The organism is Glaciimonas soli (assembly GCF_009497155.1).
In the GTDB taxonomy this organism is placed as follows: domain Bacteria; phylum Pseudomonadota; class Gammaproteobacteria; order Burkholderiales; family Burkholderiaceae_D; genus Glaciimonas; species Glaciimonas soli.
The window spans coordinates 237,983-255,497 of record NZ_WINI01000007.1; the positions used below are offsets into that span (position 1 = coordinate 237,983).

A 17,515-nucleotide genomic window follows, 5' to 3' on the forward strand; every position below is an offset into this window, starting at 1 on the left:
GATGTATTCGTAGCTTTGGATTTCGTAAAGTGGATTCCCGCGTTCGCGGGAATGACGCCGATTAGATTGTAGCTCTGTGTAACATCAATAAAGAACAAGGACATCCCATGAGAGAACTAAGCCCAGAAGAAATCGCAGCCATTAATGAGCGCCATCGCGTACGCATGGAACGCAAAAAAGCCATCATTGACGCCAAAATAAAATCCGCCGATAAAAAAATCGGCATCATCGTCGTCAACACCGGCAATGGCAAAGGCAAAAGTTCCAGCGGCTTCGGCATGGTAATGCGTGCGATGGGCAACGGCATGAAAGTTGGCGTAGTACAGTTCATCAAAGGCGCAATTCCCACCGGCGATGAAAAATTTCTGCGACGCTTTCCCGATGAAGTCAGTTTTCATGTGATGGGTGAAGGCTATACCTGGGAAACCCAAGACCGCGAACGCGATATCGAAAAAGCTAAATTAGCATGGGAAAAAGCCAGGGAATTTTTATCCGATCCCACCATTGGCCTGGTCATGTTCGACGAACTCAACATCGCGCTCCAATACAAATACTTAGATGTCCATGCCGTGATTGCCGATCTGCTTGATCGCCCCGAAATGCAACATGTGGTCATCACTGGTCGTGGCGCACCACCGGAACTGATTGCAATTGCCGATACGGTTACCGACATGACGGTCGTCAAACATGCTTACGAAGCTGGCATTGGTGCACAGCTTGGGATCGAATGGTAATGACACGTACTTTAGTTTTCGGCGGCGCACGCTCTGGCAAGAGCGCGTATGCCGAGCGACTGGCTAGTGCATCGGGCAAGGAAGTAATATATATCGCCACTGCGCCTGGTCCAGATAACAACGGCGACAGTGAAATGGCAAATCGCATAACGCACCATCGCCGACAGCGACCAAGTAAATGGATCACGGTAGAAGAGCCTCTGGCACTAGCCGAAACTGTGGAGAAGTGGTCGTCACCGCAACGCCTGATACTGGTTGACTGCCTCACTTTATGGCTGTCGAATCTGCTGTTCAGCGCAGGAACAGAATATCCCGACGTCGGCAACATCACATTACCCACGCAGCTTCATCAGCAGCGCTTGGCATTGCTGCAAACGCTGGCAGCGTGCACCAATGACGTGATACTGGTATCCAACGAAGTCGGTATGGGCATAGTGCCTGTCGGTGCTATCAATCGCAGTTTCACTGACGAAGCTGGCCGTCTGAATCAGGAGATCGCTACCGTATGCGATCGCGTGGTATTGATTGCGGCAGGATTACCGCTCTACTTGAAAGGTACGGCGTGAGTCGACTTCGGTATCTAATCACGTTTTTAATGACGACAATAGCGCTGCTCATCAGCGCTCAAACGCATGCAGTCATTACCGTGAGTGACGATGATGGCAATCTGGTCACGCTACAAAAACCTGCACAACGCGTAATCGCTATGGCACCGCATGTCGCTGAATTATTGTTCGCGGCCGGTGGTGGCGGACATATTATCGGTGCGGTCAGTTATAGCGATTATCCAGCCGCGGCAAAAAAAATCCCACGCATCGGCGACAACCGCCAAATCGACATGGAACGCGTGATTGCGATGCGGCCTGATCTGATCGTAGTGTGGCGACATGGCGGCTCTGAACGGCAAATAGAAATGCTACGCAAACTCGGCATTCCGCTATTTCATAGTGAGCCCGAAAAACTGGATAACATCCCAGATAATATTCAGCGTTTAGGTCAATTGCTGGGAACAGAAAATGTGGCGCAACCAGCGGCGGCTGCGTTACGTCAAAAACTTGCGGCATTGCGCGCCCACTATGCGCACAAACCAGCAGTGCGTATGTTCTATCAAATTTGGGACAAGCCTCTCTACACCATCAACGGCACCAGCATTATCAGTGATGCGATCCGTCTATGCGGCGGTGAAAATATTTTCGCCGATATGAAAATCATTGCACCAGTGGTGAGTATCGAAAGCGTATTGTTAGCGGATCCAGAAGCCATTTTTGGCAGCAATGATAAAGATGACAGTGGCGTCAATCTGTGGCGTCAATATCCCACCATGAAGGCGGTACGCAACGACAATCTGTTCACGCTCGATAGCGATCTGCTTAGTCGTGCCGGACCGCGCATGATAGAAGGTACAGCTGCACTCTGTGAAAAACTGGAATTGGCGCGGCAGCATCGGAAATGAAATTTGAAAATCGCATGAACTTCCCCTTTCCAACGCTGATGGTACAAGGCACAACGTCCGATGCTGGCAAAAGTACAGTCGTCGCCGCATTGTGTCGTTTGTTAAAACGCCAAGGTATAAACGTAGTGCCATTCAAGCCGCAAAACATGGCGCTTAACAGCGCCGTGACGGCCGACGGTGGTGAGATCGGCCGCGCACAAGCCTTACAAGCCATCGCTGCTGGCTTGGCACCACATACCGACATGAATCCGGTACTACTCAAACCGTCGTCCAATATTGGCGCACAAGTCATCATCCACGGTAAAGTTCGGGCCGAGATGGATGCACGCGATTATCAACAATACAAAACGATTGCGATGCAGGCCGTTCTTGAATCCTATCAACGCTTGGCCGCGCAATACGACAGCATCGTCGTCGAAGGTGCGGGCAGCCCCGCAGAAATTAATTTGCGTGAACGTGACATCGCCAACATGGGCTTTGCAGAAGCCGTTGATTGTCCTGTCATTTTGGTGGCAGACATTGATCGCGGTGGCGTCTTCGCACACATTATCGGTACGCTGGCTTGCCTGTCCGAAAGCGAACGTAAGCGTATCATCGGTTTTGTCATTAATCGCTTTCGTGGTGATCACTCATTGCTGCAACCGGGTATAGATTGGTTAGAACTGCAAACCGGCAAACCCGTGCTAGCCACACTGCCCTATCTGCACGGTTTGTTTCTCGACGCCGAGGATGCAGTGCAGCCGCAACAAGCCGCACGCGGTGCATTTCGTGTGCTCGTGCCAAGTTTGCCACGAATGAGCAATCACACCGATTTCGATGCTTTACGCGCGCATCCGGAAGTGGATTTGCAATTCATTCAACAAAACCAAACCATCCCGCCTGCCGATCTGATCGTCCTCCCCGGCAGCAAAAATACCCGTGCAGATCTGGAGTGGCTGCAAGCACAAGGCTGGCCGCAACGAATTGCGCAGCATCTGCGTTATGGTGGCAAAATCATCGGTATTTGCGGCGGCTTTCAAATGCTTGGGAAAACTATCAGCGATCCGCATGGCATAGAGGGGAAAGTTGGCACATCGTCAGCACTCTCTCTGCTCGATATGGTGACTGAAATGACTGCAGAAAAACGTCTGGTGCAAGTCAGTGGCAACTGTACTTTCGCCGAAGCGAATGTCAGTGCTTATGAAATTCACATGGGTACAACCAGCGGCAGTGCACTTGATAAACCGGCTTTCACTATTAATGATCAACCTGAAGGTGCGCTTTCAGCAGACAATCAAATTCTCGGGACATATCTGCATGGCTTGTTCGATACGCCACAAGCCTGTAGTGCGCTACTGCGTTGGGCCGGCTTGCAGTCGCATACCACGGTCGATACTACGCAATTGCGCGAAGCCAGTCTTGATCGCATTGCCGATGCTGCCCAACCTTTGTTGGATGCATTGATGCAGTTTGATCAACATGGGAGCACATCATGAGCGAACAAATAGCTGAACAAATGAATGAAAAAATGAGCCCGCACGCCTTTTCGACAGAAGAAATAAACGGCGTATATCGCGCCATCCGCGAAAGGCGCGACGTACGTCATTTCAAACCCGGAGCGATCTCCCCAGAACAATTAACCCGTTTCATCGCCGCTGCGCACAATGGCCCCAGCGTCGGCTTGATGCAACCGTGGCGCTTTATTCGTATCGTCAATCCCGAACTGCGCAGCAACATTCACCATCATGTTGATCAGGAACGGATACTCACGGCAGAAGCGTTAGGTAAGCGTGCCGACGAGTTCATGCAGTTGAAAGTAGAGGGTATTCTAAGCTGCGCAGAAGTGCTGGTGGTTGGCCTGATTGATCATCGCGAAAATTTCATTTTCGGCCGTCGCACCATGCCAGAAATGGATCTGGCGTCAGCCGCATGCGCAATCCAGAATTTCTGGCTCGCGGCACGAGCCGAAGGTATCGGCGTTGGCTGGGTTTCTCTATTCGATCCACAGCACATGCGTGACCTATGTGCGATGCCAGAAGGTAGCAAACCTATCGCCGTGCTGTGCGTCGGCCATGTTGATGAATTTTATCCGGCACCTATGCTGGAGATTGAAAATTGGGATAAACGCCGGGCGCTTAGTGAGATTATGTTTGAGGATAGTTGGGAAAATAGCGTAAAAACATGACACTAAAAAACAAGAATGGGCCTTACGTAAAACAGGGCCGGAGAGGTATTTCTTGATCATGCGTCTTATGACGTAGATGCCTAAGAAAAGAGCTCTGACTTGTACCGGTATTCGGCACCAATATTTTTCGTTCTGGGACGCCGCGCTTTCATGATCAAGAAATGCCTCTCCGGTCCTGTTTTATGGTCCTGTTTTATGTAATTTCATCATAAAAAAGCCCGGCACTGCTATTACAATGCCGGGCTTTTTACCGAGTTACTACCAGACCTTACCAGGCAAAGCGCAAGCCAGCGGCAGCGTTAATACCTTCACGTTTTTGTCTATCTGCATTGTTCAAGCCAAATTGATAGGTAGCATTCGCGTAGAGACTAAACTTGTCGTTGATTTTAGTTGTCACGCCACCACCCATCTCAAGGCGACTGCCATTAGCAGCCAATGGCACGCTAGAAGTCCCTGAATAAACCGTATTCGCGTTGGTTCCCGCGTCCTTCCACAGATTAGTCACCAGACTAGGTTGCCAGACTTGACCGCTAGCGCTCTTAACCTGCCACTTTGCAAGTAATCCGAGACGTCCACTGAGGCCGTTGGTTGTACCCAGGGCAACGTCGCCCAAGCCATCATTTCTATCATCGAAATTGACGCGTTGCCATACCAGTTGTGCTTGTGGTTCAAGTTTGAAACTCGTACCAAATTGCGGCAACGAGAATGCATAACCAGTTTCCACCGAACCCAATATACCCAGGCCGTTGGTACTGAGATTGGCATTCGCGGTCGAAGCCGATCCAGAATAATGCGTCGCTTGCAATACGCCATCCAGATACCAGCCATCAGCGCCATAGTGTGTCCAATAAGCGCCGCCGGACCAGGCATTGAGGTTCAGATTGCCAGTACGCTCCCGCACATAACCGGTTGCATCGGCATTGGTGACCAAGCCGTCGACATTCATATTCGCGTTACTGAAGGCAGCGTATACACCGGCCTTATCTTGCTTGCCTGCGCTGTTAGCGACTCCCTGCCACATATCAGCACCAACCTGGAAACCTGTCAGATTGCCTTTGACGTTGGGACTAGCGAAGGATTGATATTGATTGTTGGCGTAGCTATTGAATACGCGTGCCCAACCTGCCGATGATGTGGATGCCCCATTGCCGGAGGCATCTTCGCCAACGCGCTCATCCTTGGTTCCAAGTGTGAGCAAACCCAACTGTCGCGCAATCGGCTGCACTGCGGCATAAGTTGCGATCTGCGGACCAATAATCGGATAAGTACCTGGCGGCAGGATTCCTTCCACCGGATCTGGCAGCAAGATTGGCGTAACCGGATCTACCGGATCAGTAGGATTAACCGGATCTGGTGGCACAACGGTAAAGGTATTACGCAAGAACCAGTTATCCGGATTGTCGCCATTCAAACCGCCGCGGAACAGACGATAATCCGCGAAGCCGCTACGCGCCGCATTGGCGAGACTAAAAGCATTCGCCCCGGTACTACCGCCATTCGTGGCCGCAATCAATTCAATCCCATCGCCCGTCGTGTAGACAGAACCGGCAGTACTGGTATTGTTGATGAGTATGTCGGTGGTTCCGGTTGCGCTGCCGCCATCGATGACGAGTCGATCTGATGGTGAGCCGTCGCCACCCAAATAGGTATTGAGCGCAAGCGTGCCGTTGGAACCGATATAGTTACCATGGATCGTCAACGTGCCGTAATTGCTACTACCTGTCACCGCTGAGCCAGGTCGCACTGTGCCCTGGTTTTCAGCGTTACCAAAAATAGTGCCGAAACCGGCCAGCGTACCCGCCGCAGCAACGGTGGTGTCGGATGTGATGGAACCATTGACCGCCAGCGTACCGTTGCTGACTGTCGTTGGTCCGGTGTAAGTCTGGATACCTTCCAGATTAAGCATACCTGAACCGATTTGCGTGAGACCACCTGTGCCGCTAATCAGGTTGTCGACGGTAACGGTATCGGCGCGATTGAAACTCAGCGTGCCATTATTGGTGATATCACCGGCGACGCTACCGGTGGTGCCGCCATTACCAAGCTGCAGTGTTCCTGCCGCGATAGTGGTGCCGCCGGTATAGGTATTATCAGCTACGAGTACAGTTGTGCCGCTGCCGCTTTGTGTCAACGAACCGGTACCGGAAATCGTGCCCGGCAATACTGCTGTACCTGACTGATTGATCACCAGCGCCGCATTATTAGTGACGTCGCCAACGATGCTGCCAGTGGCTCCGCCATCACCTAATTGCAAAGTACCTGCGCTGATCGTGGTGCCGCCGGTATAAGTGTTGTCGCCAGTAAGTATCGTTGTGCCTGTGCCCGCTTGCGTCAGCGAACCTGTGCCGGAAATTGCACCGGACAAAGTCAATGCATCCGAACGATCTGCAACCAGAGAGCCATTATTGTTCACGTCGCCAACGACGCTGCCGCTGGTACCGCCATCACCGAGTTGCAGCGTGCCAGCATTAATCGTGGTGCCGCCACTGTAAGTATTATCACCAGTGAGTATCAGCGTCCCGGCGCCCTGCTTGGCAAGTGCGCCGACACCAGCGATCACGCCAGTCAGTGTGTTGCTATTGTCCTGCGTATCGATGATACCGCTAGTGTTGAGCGTCACGGCCCGGTCAGACGTGAACGAATCCGCCGTTTGCAAAGTGCCACCATTAAAAGTCAGACCACCGGTTGCAGCACCAAGGTTGTCATCAGCACTGACATTCAAAATACCGGCATTGAGGTTGGTGCCGCCCTCGTAAGTGTTAGTACCAGTCAGTGTCAACGTACCGCTGCCTGCCTGCGTCAGCGCGCCAGTGCCACTGACAATCCCGTCATAGCGCAATGCATCGCTACGATTGAATACCAGCGTACCGTTATTCGCCACGTCGCCAACGATGCTGCCGCTAGTGCCGCCGTTGCCGATTTGTAGCGTGCCGCCGTTGATCACCGTGCCGCCGCTATAGGTATTCTCTCCCGACAGCGTGAGTGTGCCCTCACCGTTCTTGGTCAGCGTTGTGCCATTCCACGGCGTACCTGAAGCTGATTGATCAGTTAGCGCAACGCCGACATTAAATGCCTCATTGCTGTTGGCAAGCGTGAACACGCCGTTGCCTTGATTAGCTCCGGCAAACCAGGTCAGACCAAGGCCAACGTTGTAGTCCAGACCATCGACCGACTTGCTGCCGACCACCGAGAGGTAGTCGACCGGTGTCGTCGAGCCACCCACATTAACTGAGGTGAAATCGTTGGTGATGCCGCCGGTGGTGCGAATGATATTGACCTGAGTACCGATCAACCCGTCGTCGCCATTCGGCGGCGTAGGTGCAGTGTAACCGGCTATATTGATCGTACCGCTCAGATTGGCGGTGTTCGCTGTGATGGCGGGCTGCCCGCCATTGCCATTGATGTCAACGCTAAGCGTGCTGCCTGCGGCCTGCGTCAAAACGCCGCCCACGGTCAGGGTCGAATCGGCGCCGACCTGAGTGGTCGCACCACCACTGGTGGTGTAGTTGCCGCTGTTGGTGAAGGTACCGGACTGCGCCAGGTTCAAGGTTCCGGCTGTGACATTCGTGCTGCCGACGGAGGAGCCTGCGCCAGTGAGCGTAGTCGTACCTGTGCCCGCCTGCGTGAGCGAACCTGTACCACTGATCACGCCACCCAAGCTCAATGCATCGCTACGATCGACAATCAACGCGCCGTTGTTGTTCACATTGCCGGCGATACTGCCGCTAGTGCCGCCGTCACCGATTTGCAGCGTGCCGGCGTTGATCGCGGTGTCGCCAGTATAAGTGTTAGTGCCAGTCAACACCGTTGTTCCTGTGCCAGCTTGCGTCAGTGAGCCGTTGCCGGAAATAACACTGGACAAGGTCAATGCATCGCTGCGATCGACAATCAACGCGCCGTTGTTGTTCACATTGCCGGCGATGCTGCCGCTAGTGCCGCCGTCACCGATTTGCAGCGTGCCGGCGTTGATCGCGGTGCCGCCAGTATAAGTGTTGTCGCCAGTAAGTATCGTTGTGCCAGCACCAGCTTGCGTCAGTGAACCGTTACCGGAAATAACACCGGACAAGGTCGTCGCGTCGGAGCGATCAACAACCAGTGCCCCATTGTTGAGCACGTCGCCGACGATGCTGCCGCTGGTGCCGCCATTGCCGAGTTGCAGCGTGCCGGCACTAATCGTGGTGCCACCGCCATAAGTGTTATCACCGGTGAGTATCAGCGTCCCACTGCCCTGCTTGTCAAGAGCGCCGACACCAGCGATCACGCCAGTCAGTGTGTTGCTATTGCCCTGCGTATCAATGGTGCCGCTGGTGTTGATCATCACTGCCCGGTCAGACGTGAACGAACCCGACGTTTGCAACGTCCCGCCATTGAAAGTGAGATTGCTGGCAGCCGCACCGAGGTTGGCATCAGAGCCAACGTTCAGAACGCCGGCGTTGAGATTGGTGCCGCCGGTGTAAGTATTGACACCCGTGAGCGTAGTCGTACCTGTGCCCGCTTGCGTGAGCGAACCTGTACCACTGATCACGCCACCCAAGGTCAATGCATCGCTACGATCGACAATCAACGCTCCGTTGTTGTTCACATTGCCAGCGATGCTGCCGCTAGTGCCGCCGTCACCGATTTGCAGCGTGCCAGCGTTGATCGCGGTATCGCCGGTATAAGTGTTGTCGCCAGTCAGCACCGTTGTGCCAGCACCAGCTTGCGTCAGTGAACCGTTGCCGGAAATAACACCGGACAAGGTCGTTGCGTCGGAGCGATCTACAACCAGTGCACCATTGTTGAGCACGTCACCGACGATGCTGCCAGTCGTACCGCCATTGCCAAGTTGCAGCGTGCCAGCATTGATCGCCGTGTCGCCTGTATAAGTATTGTCAGCGATGAGCGTCAGCGTGCCGCTGCCCTGCTTGACCAGCGCGCCAGTGCCGGCGATCACGCCAGTCAGCGTGTTGCTGTTGGCCTGAGTATCGATGGTGCCGCTAGTGTTGAGCGTCACGGCCCGATCAGATGTAAACGAACCCGACGTTTGCAACGCCCCGCCATTGAAAGTAAGACCACCAGTTGTCGCGCCAAGATTGGCATCGGCACTGACATTCAGAATGCCAGCATTGAGACTGGTTCCGCCCGTGTAAGTATTGTCAGCTGTAATTGTGCTAGTTCCCGTCCCCGCTTGCGTGAGCGAACCATTACCAGAAACAGCATTGGAGAATGTGAAGTTATCGGAACGATCGAGGCTCAATGTCCCGTTATTGGCGATATTGCCAGTAACACTACCGCTCGTCCCGCCGTCACCAAGTTGCAAAGTTCCTGCATCGATAGTAGTCGCACCAGTGTAAGTATTGTTATGCGCCAGTACGGTTGTGCCACTACCGCTTTGCGTCAGCGAACCAGTGCCGGAAATCGTGCCCGACAATACTGACGTGCCAGTCTGGTTGATCACCAGAGCCCCATTGTTAGCAACGTTGCCAACGATGCTACCAGTACTGCCGCCGTTACCTAATTGCAGAGTGCCCGCGTTGATCTCGGTACCGCCGGTATAAGTATTGTCGTTAACCAGCACGGTTGTGCCACTGCCGTTTTGTTGCAGCGAACCGTCGCCAGAGATTACGCCCGGTAAGGTTGTAGTGCCTGACTGATTGATAATCAGAACAGCGTTATTCACTACATCGCCAGCGATGTTACCGCCCACACCACCGTTACCCAGCGTTAGCGTGCCCTGATTGATCTGCGAAACACCGTCGAAAGTATTCGTACCGGTTAATGTCAGTACGCCGTCGCCATTCTTGATCAGGCCGCCGCCAGCGCCAGACAGATTACCAGCAAGGGTCACATTGTTGCCGTTGGTATCGAATACAGCGCCATTAGTGCCCAGCGCATTCAGACGTGCCGATACGTCGGTAGTCACGCCAGTGCCCCATTGCAGGCCACCGCCATTAAGCGTGATGTTGCCGCTGGTACCGAAGTTGGCCAAAGACTGGAAGTTAACCAGCCCGTCATTGACTGTTGTGCCACCGGTATACGTGTTAGTACCGGTCAGTGCCAGTATGCCGCTACCAGCCTTGGTAAGCACCTGGCCCGCACCGCTGATGACTGAACTCACGGAGGCAACGGCATTGTCACCATCAATCTCGAATGTATGTGGGCCACCACTGGACAACACAATATTGGCACCAGAGATGGACATGTTTGCGTCATCGGCCAGATTGCCTATAGTGCCATTCTTCCAATTGATCGTGCCAGTGTTATTGCGTTGAATTGTCCCTGCTTGCAGCGTTCCGCCGCTGTCGATATTGACAGTCCCCGAACCTTGAGCACCATTACCCAGCGTCATGGATTGCACGTTTACTGTGCCGCCGTTAATGTTCAGGGTGCCAGAAGCTGAACCATTGGTACCGCCAGAACGGTCGCCCAGCATCATAGTTTGCGCGTTGACTGTGCCGCCGCTGTTAACAGTCAATGTGCCATACGCCGCGCCGGCATTAGTTGTGCCAGGAGTGGTACGCCGCCCCAGAAGAATGTTATCGGTGTTCAGCGTGCCGGTACCCATGATCAAGGTGCCAGTAGCTGCCTGACTACCGGATAATGATGTGCCGATAGTCAGATTGCTAACTTGTGCATCCAAAGAGCCGCCAGACAGATCTACGAGGCTATTCGTAGCACTGTAGTTGCTGTTACCGCCGACGCTAATGTTCCAATTGCTGACCGCACTGCTGCCATCCGTTCCGCGCAGTACCAGTGTGCCGCCAATAATGCTGCTTTGGAAGCTCAAGTTGCCAGAAGCCTGGTTGTTACCGATAACGATCTGATCTGCGTTAATGGTGTTGTTTTGCCCGAGATTGACGGTTCCGCTGTTGGTGGCGCCTCCCTGCACGGAACGCGCGACATTACCCACACCAAACACGGATGCCGTGATCGTGTTGTTTTGCCCTGCCAGGGTCAAAGTTCCGCTGGTATCACCGGTTACTTGGGATCCGGCGCTCATCCGCCCACCAACACTAAAACTTTGAGAGGCATTATCGTAGACGAAATTGCTGAGCCTCGACATATCCAAGCTCTGCTGCATTAAATTTGTTGTACCGCCAAGGCTGAAGGCCCCTGTCGCACCTGTATAGATCAATGTTCCGCCAACACCGAGGATGGTGCCGACTGCACCATTACTTACCGGCAAAGCATTAATGGTATTGGTTGTGCTGCCAATATCAATGGTTCCAGTAGTGGGAAACGAGATAGCCTGTTGCGCCTGCACTATAGGAGCAGCCAGCATCCCCAAAGCAGTAAGCATCGCCGGACGGATAATCCATGCAGCAGACGACGCTGACACCAAAGTTGAGGTCTTAGTCTTGGCGCGTCCTTTCGCAGTTTCTGCGACCGCAACCCAGGCGCCGGTGACATGATTAAATACGATTCGATAGATTTTGTTCATAGCTGCTCTCGATCCAAAACAATTTGTATTGGGGCGAACTTTATCGAGTATGAATCATCACTAATATCGGAATTGTCCTAAAACACAGATTAATCTTAGAGGCTACCAAGAAGCGTGAGTCGTTCTGCCGGTAGCAAGTTGTTATCGCGATACGGTTCTGCGCGCATTTTCTGAAGGCGAGTGACGCAATGGAAAATGGTTTCAAGCAAAAATTCGCTTAGTCGCAATCAGCATCGCGCAACAAGGAAACAAAATGCGGGTACAAACGAAAACGGACCAGATATGTTTAGTATCTGGTCCGGAAAATAACAAAAAAGCCTTGTCAGGTTTTATCCTGACAAGGCTTTCGTGTGTTGGTTGCGGGGGCAGGATTTGTCCGTTATATACCTATTCGACTCAAATAGTATTTGGATCAGGGTGCGCAGGTTCGATTCTCGCCGCGGTCCGCCAACACAAACTACTCTAGACACCAAAGGCCGTGCAAACATTACAATCAACAAAAGTGGCTAGATGTGTTGTTTAGACGTACTGTTTGAGCGTGCTATGATGTGATAAGATTTGCTAGAATTAATATTTCCAAAAGGGAAATGTTTTGATGACATCCAAATTAACACCCGACAATTAACTGATATGCAGACATTTTCCGGGTATCACGGAACAAGTTACGAAGCGGCGATGAGTATTTTAGGCTCGACGTTTAATGAAAGCAAAAGCAAGACAGAGTGGTTAGGGCATGGGGTATATTTCTTTGTTGATGGCGTTTCTGATCCTGTAACAAATGCCAAGGATTGGGCCCGAGCCCAAGCATGGGACATAGCTTCGAGGTCTAACAAATATGAAAAATTTTCCGTATTAGAAACCAACGTCCAAATTGGCATAGACAAGCTGATTGATCTTTGCGACCTGAATGGCCTTAAGAATTTCAATGCGCTTAAAGAAATATGGTTCGACAAAATTGCCGCAAACTTCGATATCAAAAAACCACTGGAGCACAGTTGCGCTATGTTCAATTGTTTGGTTTCGATGACAGGAGCACATGCTGTAAGGCATAACCTGTACATTAAGTCCATACGAGAGCGAAAACTAAAGCTACAGTTGAATGTTCCGAACACAACTGTACTTTGCGTGTCGAAAGATGTTCCATTTTTAGACGTCACGGAAATATTTGTAGGAGCAACTTATGAATAATAATTTATTTGAAGCAGCATTAAAAATTATCAACACTATGACCGTAGCTGAGCTAGAAGGAAAGCTGCAGGAATTTGGTATCGATTGTGTACGGAAAGTTAGTTGCTACAACGAGAGTGAATTCGTTGACGCATGGGAGCGTGCTGGATTTGAACCAGCAATTGAGTTAAATTTCGAAAATTTTTCTTCGGAATTGGTCTCCGGCGCGGCCGCAAACGATGGTAGTTATATGATGGCGGCTTAATTGCCGATCTGAGATGTTACAAATAAAACCAGTTAAATTCCGATTAAAAGCGTTGGAAATCGCTGATGCTAGCGATGTAGACCTTGAGCTCGGTGATAAGAAATTATCGCTTTCGGTCGAAGCTCTTCGCATTACGGACAACTTAGTTGAAATTGCTCTGCATCTTCGTCTTTTGCACGACGAAGGTATGGGTATGAAAGTCAATTATGCCGTCGAGTTTGAAGTTAAAAATGAAAAAGTAGCAGAGTTTATAGTCACCGACGAAACTCTTCAGGACACCTTCATGCAGGTCAACGCCCCTGCTATTGCTTATCCTTTTTTAAGGGCTTTTGTCGCGACTGTATGTACTAACTCGGGATTAAATCCTTTAATGCTGCCCCCAGTGAATTTTCAAGCAATGTTCAATGCAAGGCAAAAAAATGGACCTGTCCCAGCACAAAAATCGGCAATCATTGAAGTCAATTGAACGCTGGAGTCTGATGCACAAGCTATGTATTTGCTCTATGCTCTGAATCATAACTTTAACGGCCTTTGAAAAAACCGCGAGACTAGAACGATCGCGGTTTTTTGCGCTTCTATTCCGCCGTTCCTAATTAATATAAACGGAGCTAACTACTCGCCCTGATTCGTGATCGACACAACTCGATAGAAGTGTCTTAGCCAGCGTTTCCGCGAATCAGTTTCTTAACGGCTTCGTATTTGTATTCAACTAGTAAAATTCGCACGAATTTAATCACAGCCCCACCTTCTCTGCCAGCTTCGGGGTCAACATGATCATCTGATTCAATTAGCATGGTTCTGGCCTTGATACCGGTTTGCCCTTAATACTCGTACAGATCAACAAAGGTTGCGATCTGATCGACTTGGATGCAACCTCTTCGCGTTGGGGCACCTAGCGATTCTGGCGAGTCTCCGCAACTTTTCACATCAATGAAGTGCACGTTCATGGATTCTCCTTATGGAAATAGACGCTCCTTTCAGTTAAGCCGACGACCTCCACTATTTTGGCACTTTGATACCGCTTTGAAAGTGAGCGTCTATTCAATTAAAGCCCAGCAAAGTACGTCATTTTTGCGCCAATCGTCAATCCATTGAGAAATTTATCAGATGCTTCCACAGTAAGGCTTCGATTCGTTTTCAACAAACGTTAACCTACTTTCGTTGAATGGAATCCGCTGCAAATTGCGTCATTCTGGAACGCCTTGGCCTGCCAGAGAGATTCGACTGAATAACAAATGTAAGGGATGTTTGAATAAGTGATTCCATGTCAAACTAATCGCACCATATCTTCAGGACAGCGAATTATTCGATTTTTCGCCTCTCAGACGCGGGTTCGATTCCCGCCGCCTCCACCACTACTTTCTTTAAAATCAATCACTTAGAAATAGAGTATTGTCATTAATTGGGGTGTTTTGGGGCTGATTTGGCTCCAGAATGACAACATAATGACAGCATTTTTTCCACTATTTCTAAATCCAACTATTCAAATGCAATAATTCAATTAAAGCCATAAAAACGAGGCCAGAATGGGCGTTCAATTTCTGAATGGAATTGGCGTTCAACTGCAGATGGCGGTGTGATTAACAGCAGTGTTGCTCCATCATTACGGCGCATATTCACCACCAGCGTCGCGCCACCCGATTGCTGTGCTGCCTCTATCGCCAGTGCGACTGCAACAAACGGACTACCAGCACCTAAATCACCTAAGATTATTGCCAGGTCATAACCGCGCTTAGGATCGGTCAAATCAAACTCTGGATCGACGGTTTTGATAGCACTGCTCAGCGCTTGAAAACGCGCAGAACCTGCACGATCTTTCCATATACTGCCGTAATCATAAAAAACCCGAGCCGGCATTTTTCCACCAATAGGAGCTAATGCCGCCTGTAATGCGATTTCCATCTGTGCATTGCGCTCTGCTGCGTTGAGTGACTTTCCATCGGAGGGATTCAAGTACGAAATATTTTGTGGCCGGTACACTCTGCCCAACAGTTGCAGGTGATCGTATTGATCCTCCTGAAATCTCGTCCACGGTGTCGCGATAAATGGGGTCGTTTCAAATGCGCGCCCCGGCACTTTTTTCCAGCCATTAAATTCCGATTGGGTGCGCGTCTTATAGCCACTTCGATCACTGCTGGTCATCGCATCTTGTACCAGATCGGAATACTGACGTAAACGATCTATCCGGCTACGGCTTACCATTGCCAGCATGGTGCAGCTGTCACTGAGTACGCGCGGTGTTTTTGGGTGACAAGCCTGGTCGGCTAAGGTACCAAATGTCAGATCATCTTGATGTTCGCCATCGAAAGCACGCTGTACCAGCCCATCAACAGCCCCTACTCCTAAAGCAGGAATATCCGCATGCTCATCAAAGGTGGCGAACAGGATATTCCATAATTTGTCAGGATTATCATTCAAATAGGAAGTCAGGACTTGCCCGCGCTGCGTATTCAATCCCGGAAATTTGCCTGCGACAGTGTAGTGCTCGTCGCCTGTTTTAGGAATAAAGCAGTTGGCGTTGGCGGCGCGGATTTTATCTGCGACGGCAACGTTGTCCTCTTCTTGCCAGTTTGTGCCGACTATCGCAATCGGGATGGGATAGCTATCCATGAAATGATGCATCGCGGTTTGGATAGCGGCTTCCTGACGACTCTCCGCCAGCGGTAGTGCATCGCGAAAATGCGTCGGGTAGCGATCAGGATCTGACGAAATAATGTAACCATTATTCGCCTGTACAGCCTTCCACAAATTGACGCTATCATCATCGGAATAATTACCAAAAGTTTCCACGCTGACACCTGCGCCGACTATTTCCAGAGAGTCAATTTTTGTAGTGTTATTTGTATTGGATTGAGACATGAAATGATTTCATTTATTATTGCCGGCACGGTATGAGTCTGGTTTAGTGAGTACTTGTCACATCCTCGGTATCTAATGCTTGAATATTTTTAGGCATAACATAGTGTTTTCCATCGTAATGAAGCTGATAGGTAATCACAGGTCGATTGAGGATTTTTTCGACACAGTCATTATTTTTCTTGCCCGTCTCGATACTCGACTGCCCCCGCTCTCTTACCATCAAATCTCGAAACCCATTATCTTTTGAGCTTATGGCGACTGTGCGCTTAATATTATCAAATGTGCCTTTGCAATCGTCATCCCACTCACCAATTGAACTTGCCACTACGAGGCCTGCTAATACACGTCGGATGCCACTGTCAGTTAGCGTGTACAGCCATAGGCTATCTTCAGAAAGCGGGCTAGCTCGCGAATGATTGTATTTTGACAAACGCAGACCGAACGCTCGTTGCTTATCGCTGAGATCGTAGTGCGCAGTGTCAAACGAAACCTTATCGAGACGAACTGCATCTTCAAAAGCCATATTTACCTCGCGTAGACGCTGAAGCGGCTTACCAGTTGCGGTATCGGTAACGATCAATTCTACATCTCCATAACTTATGCCTTCTTCTGCGGAATTTACGTCGGTCAAAGGCACTGCAACCAGTGTCAACTCAGGATATGCTGGCCACACCTTACATGCCACGGCGTCGATGTCAATGTGTTGAGGCTCTTTCCCTTGTAGTTCAAAGCCGCTTTCGTTCTGTTTTGCATATGGATAAGCTTGTTTCAGAATTCCCGTAACATCACAACTAAAGGCTGCGCAGGGAATGAGCAATGACAGCAAAACCATCCATTTACGATTCATGTTTGATTCTTTCTTAAAGTACAATATGCGCGTTTAGTTAATTTAACAAATACGTTTTTGAGCTCTATTTCCACCATTTTTTCTGGAGATCAACATAAATTCCGTCCTCCTGTTTTTCTATAGCAGTTAATGTTGCATCAGGATCACCTTTTGTATTCGTCCAGCCTTCTTTACAGGAAAAATTAGCGATGGAATTACCGTCTTTTATAATTTCTAATAAGGGGCCTTCTCTCATTGGGAAATGCAAAAGATAGTTAATGCTGTCATTTTTAAACCAGATAACCTCATCGGAATTGCTTCCATAATTAACTTCCACACGATTGAATTTTTTAGGTATATCGTTTTCCAATCCTCTATAACGCAACTCAATTTTTTGAGGAGTACCGAATCTATATTCTAGATAAGGTAAATTTGCTGTTTTTGAGGATTCGCAGAGAGAGACTATTTTCTTGCTTTTCTCAAGAGGACACGAAAAAAATACAACCTCATTTGGAGAGCAAAGTGTTACTGGTTCAGCTTGTGCAAAAGAAATCGAGCCAAAATAAAGTGTAGATAAAATTAAAAAGTATTTCGTCATAACTGACAATTTTTTATTCATGATTAAAC

Annotated in this window: 12 protein-coding genes; 8 read left to right on the top strand and 4 right to left on the bottom strand. The window is 50.1% G+C overall.

Annotated features, from left to right (window positions below; genetic code table 11):
• Positions 1 to 107: 107 nt before the first annotated feature.
• From cobO to bluB, 5 genes are read left to right on the top strand one after another with little or no spacing between them, the layout of a single operon-like run.
• Complete coding sequence (cobO, locus tag GEV47_RS13315) at positions 108 to 734, top strand: cob(I)yrinic acid a,c-diamide adenosyltransferase (RefSeq protein WP_153235244.1); 627 nt, start codon at positions 108 to 110, stop codon at positions 732 to 734.
• A complete protein-coding gene (gene cobU, locus GEV47_RS13320; RefSeq protein ID WP_153235245.1) occupies positions 734 to 1,300 on the top strand; it encodes a bifunctional adenosylcobinamide kinase/adenosylcobinamide-phosphate guanylyltransferase in 567 nt (188 codons plus the stop codon). Before cobO ends, cobU begins: the two co-directional genes overlap by 1 nt.
• Before the next feature lie 29 nt (positions 1,301 to 1,329).
• Positions 1,330 to 2,187, top strand: coding sequence for a cobalamin-binding protein (locus tag GEV47_RS13325; protein WP_153235246.1), 858 nt, complete (start codon positions 1,330 to 1,332; stop codon positions 2,185 to 2,187).
• Positions 2,188 to 2,201: 14 nt separating this feature from the next.
• Entirely contained in the window at positions 2,202 to 3,662 is a 1,461-nt protein-coding gene (locus GEV47_RS13330; protein ID WP_153235654.1) for a cobyric acid synthase, read from the top strand.
• 32 nt (positions 3,663 to 3,694) lie between these two features.
• Positions 3,695 to 4,351 (top strand): 5,6-dimethylbenzimidazole synthase, encoded by a 657-nt coding sequence (gene bluB / locus GEV47_RS13335; protein WP_153235655.1) that lies wholly within the window; start codon positions 3,695 to 3,697, stop codon positions 4,349 to 4,351.
• Positions 4,352 to 4,619: 268 nt separating this feature from the next.
• Here the strand turns inward: bluB and GEV47_RS13340 are convergent, their stop codons facing one another.
• The gene (locus tag GEV47_RS13340; RefSeq protein ID WP_153235247.1) at positions 4,620 to 11,771 is read right to left on the bottom strand and encodes an autotransporter-associated beta strand repeat-containing protein; all 7,152 of its coding nucleotides are present in this window, start codon (positions 11,769 to 11,771) and stop codon (positions 4,620 to 4,622) included.
• 630 nt (positions 11,772 to 12,401) lie between these two features.
• Here GEV47_RS13340 and GEV47_RS13345 point away from each other — a divergent pair.
• The 3 genes from GEV47_RS13345 to GEV47_RS13355 are packed head-to-tail and all read left to right on the top strand — an operon-like array spanning position 12,402 to position 13,669.
• A complete protein-coding gene (locus GEV47_RS13345) occupies positions 12,402 to 12,959 on the top strand; it encodes a hypothetical protein (protein ID WP_153235248.1) in 558 nt (185 codons plus the stop codon).
• Positions 12,952 to 13,203 carry a hypothetical protein gene (locus GEV47_RS13350; protein WP_153235249.1) on the top strand — a complete coding sequence of 84 codons (252 nt, stop codon included), beginning with the start codon at positions 12,952 to 12,954 and terminating at the stop codon, positions 13,201 to 13,203. Before GEV47_RS13345 ends, GEV47_RS13350 begins: the two co-directional genes overlap by 8 nt.
• 13 nt (positions 13,204 to 13,216) lie before the next feature.
• A complete protein-coding gene (locus tag GEV47_RS13355) occupies positions 13,217 to 13,669 on the top strand; it encodes a protein-export chaperone SecB (protein ID WP_153235250.1) in 453 nt (150 codons plus the stop codon).
• Positions 13,670 to 14,700: 1,031 nt separating this feature from the next.
• Here GEV47_RS13355 and GEV47_RS13360 read toward each other — a convergent pair.
• The 3 genes from GEV47_RS13360 to GEV47_RS13370 form a co-directional block, all read right to left on the bottom strand.
• A complete protein-coding gene (locus GEV47_RS13360) occupies positions 14,701 to 16,062 on the bottom strand; it encodes a type VI lipase adapter Tla3 domain-containing protein (RefSeq protein WP_153235251.1) in 1,362 nt (453 codons plus the stop codon).
• A gap of 43 nt (positions 16,063 to 16,105) precedes the next feature.
• Positions 16,106 to 16,909, bottom strand: a complete 804-nt coding sequence (locus GEV47_RS13365; protein ID WP_153235252.1) for a PA3715 family protein — start codon at positions 16,907 to 16,909, stop codon at positions 16,106 to 16,108.
• Between the two features lie 64 nt (positions 16,910 to 16,973).
• Positions 16,974 to 17,507 carry a hypothetical protein gene (locus GEV47_RS13370; RefSeq protein ID WP_153235253.1) on the bottom strand — a complete coding sequence of 178 codons (534 nt, stop codon included), beginning with the start codon at positions 17,505 to 17,507 and terminating at the stop codon, positions 16,974 to 16,976.
• Positions 17,508 to 17,515 lie beyond the last annotated feature (8 nt).

Excerpts from the sequence above, each read along its gene's own strand:
- cobO (WP_153235244.1), top strand. The coding sequence starts at position 108 with ATGAGAGAACTAAGCCCAGAAGAAATCGCAGCCATTAATGAGCGCCAT.
- cobU (WP_153235245.1), top strand. The coding sequence starts at position 734 with ATGACACGTACTTTAGTTTTCGGCGGCGCACGCTCTGGCAAGAGCGCG.
- GEV47_RS13325 (WP_153235246.1), top strand. The coding sequence starts at position 1,330 with ATGACGACAATAGCGCTGCTCATCAGCGCTCAAACGCATGCAGTCATT.
- GEV47_RS13330 (WP_153235654.1), top strand. The coding sequence starts at position 2,202 with ATGAACTTCCCCTTTCCAACGCTGATGGTACAAGGCACAACGTCCGAT.
- bluB (WP_153235655.1), top strand. The coding sequence starts at position 3,695 with ATGAGCCCGCACGCCTTTTCGACAGAAGAAATAAACGGCGTATATCGC.
- GEV47_RS13340 (WP_153235247.1), bottom strand. The coding sequence starts at position 11,771 with ATGAACAAAATCTATCGAATCGTATTTAATCATGTCACCGGCGCCTGG.
- GEV47_RS13345 (WP_153235248.1), top strand. The coding sequence starts at position 12,402 with ATGCAGACATTTTCCGGGTATCACGGAACAAGTTACGAAGCGGCGATG.
- GEV47_RS13350 (WP_153235249.1), top strand. The coding sequence starts at position 12,952 with ATGAATAATAATTTATTTGAAGCAGCATTAAAAATTATCAACACTATG.
- GEV47_RS13355 (WP_153235250.1), top strand. The coding sequence starts at position 13,217 with ATGTTACAAATAAAACCAGTTAAATTCCGATTAAAAGCGTTGGAAATC.
- GEV47_RS13360 (WP_153235251.1), bottom strand. The coding sequence starts at position 16,062 with ATGTCTCAATCCAATACAAATAACACTACAAAAATTGACTCTCTGGAA.
- GEV47_RS13365 (WP_153235252.1), bottom strand. The coding sequence starts at position 16,909 with ATGAATCGTAAATGGATGGTTTTGCTGTCATTGCTCATTCCCTGCGCA.
- GEV47_RS13370 (WP_153235253.1), bottom strand. The coding sequence starts at position 17,507 with ATGAATAAAAAATTGTCAGTTATGACGAAATACTTTTTAATTTTATCT.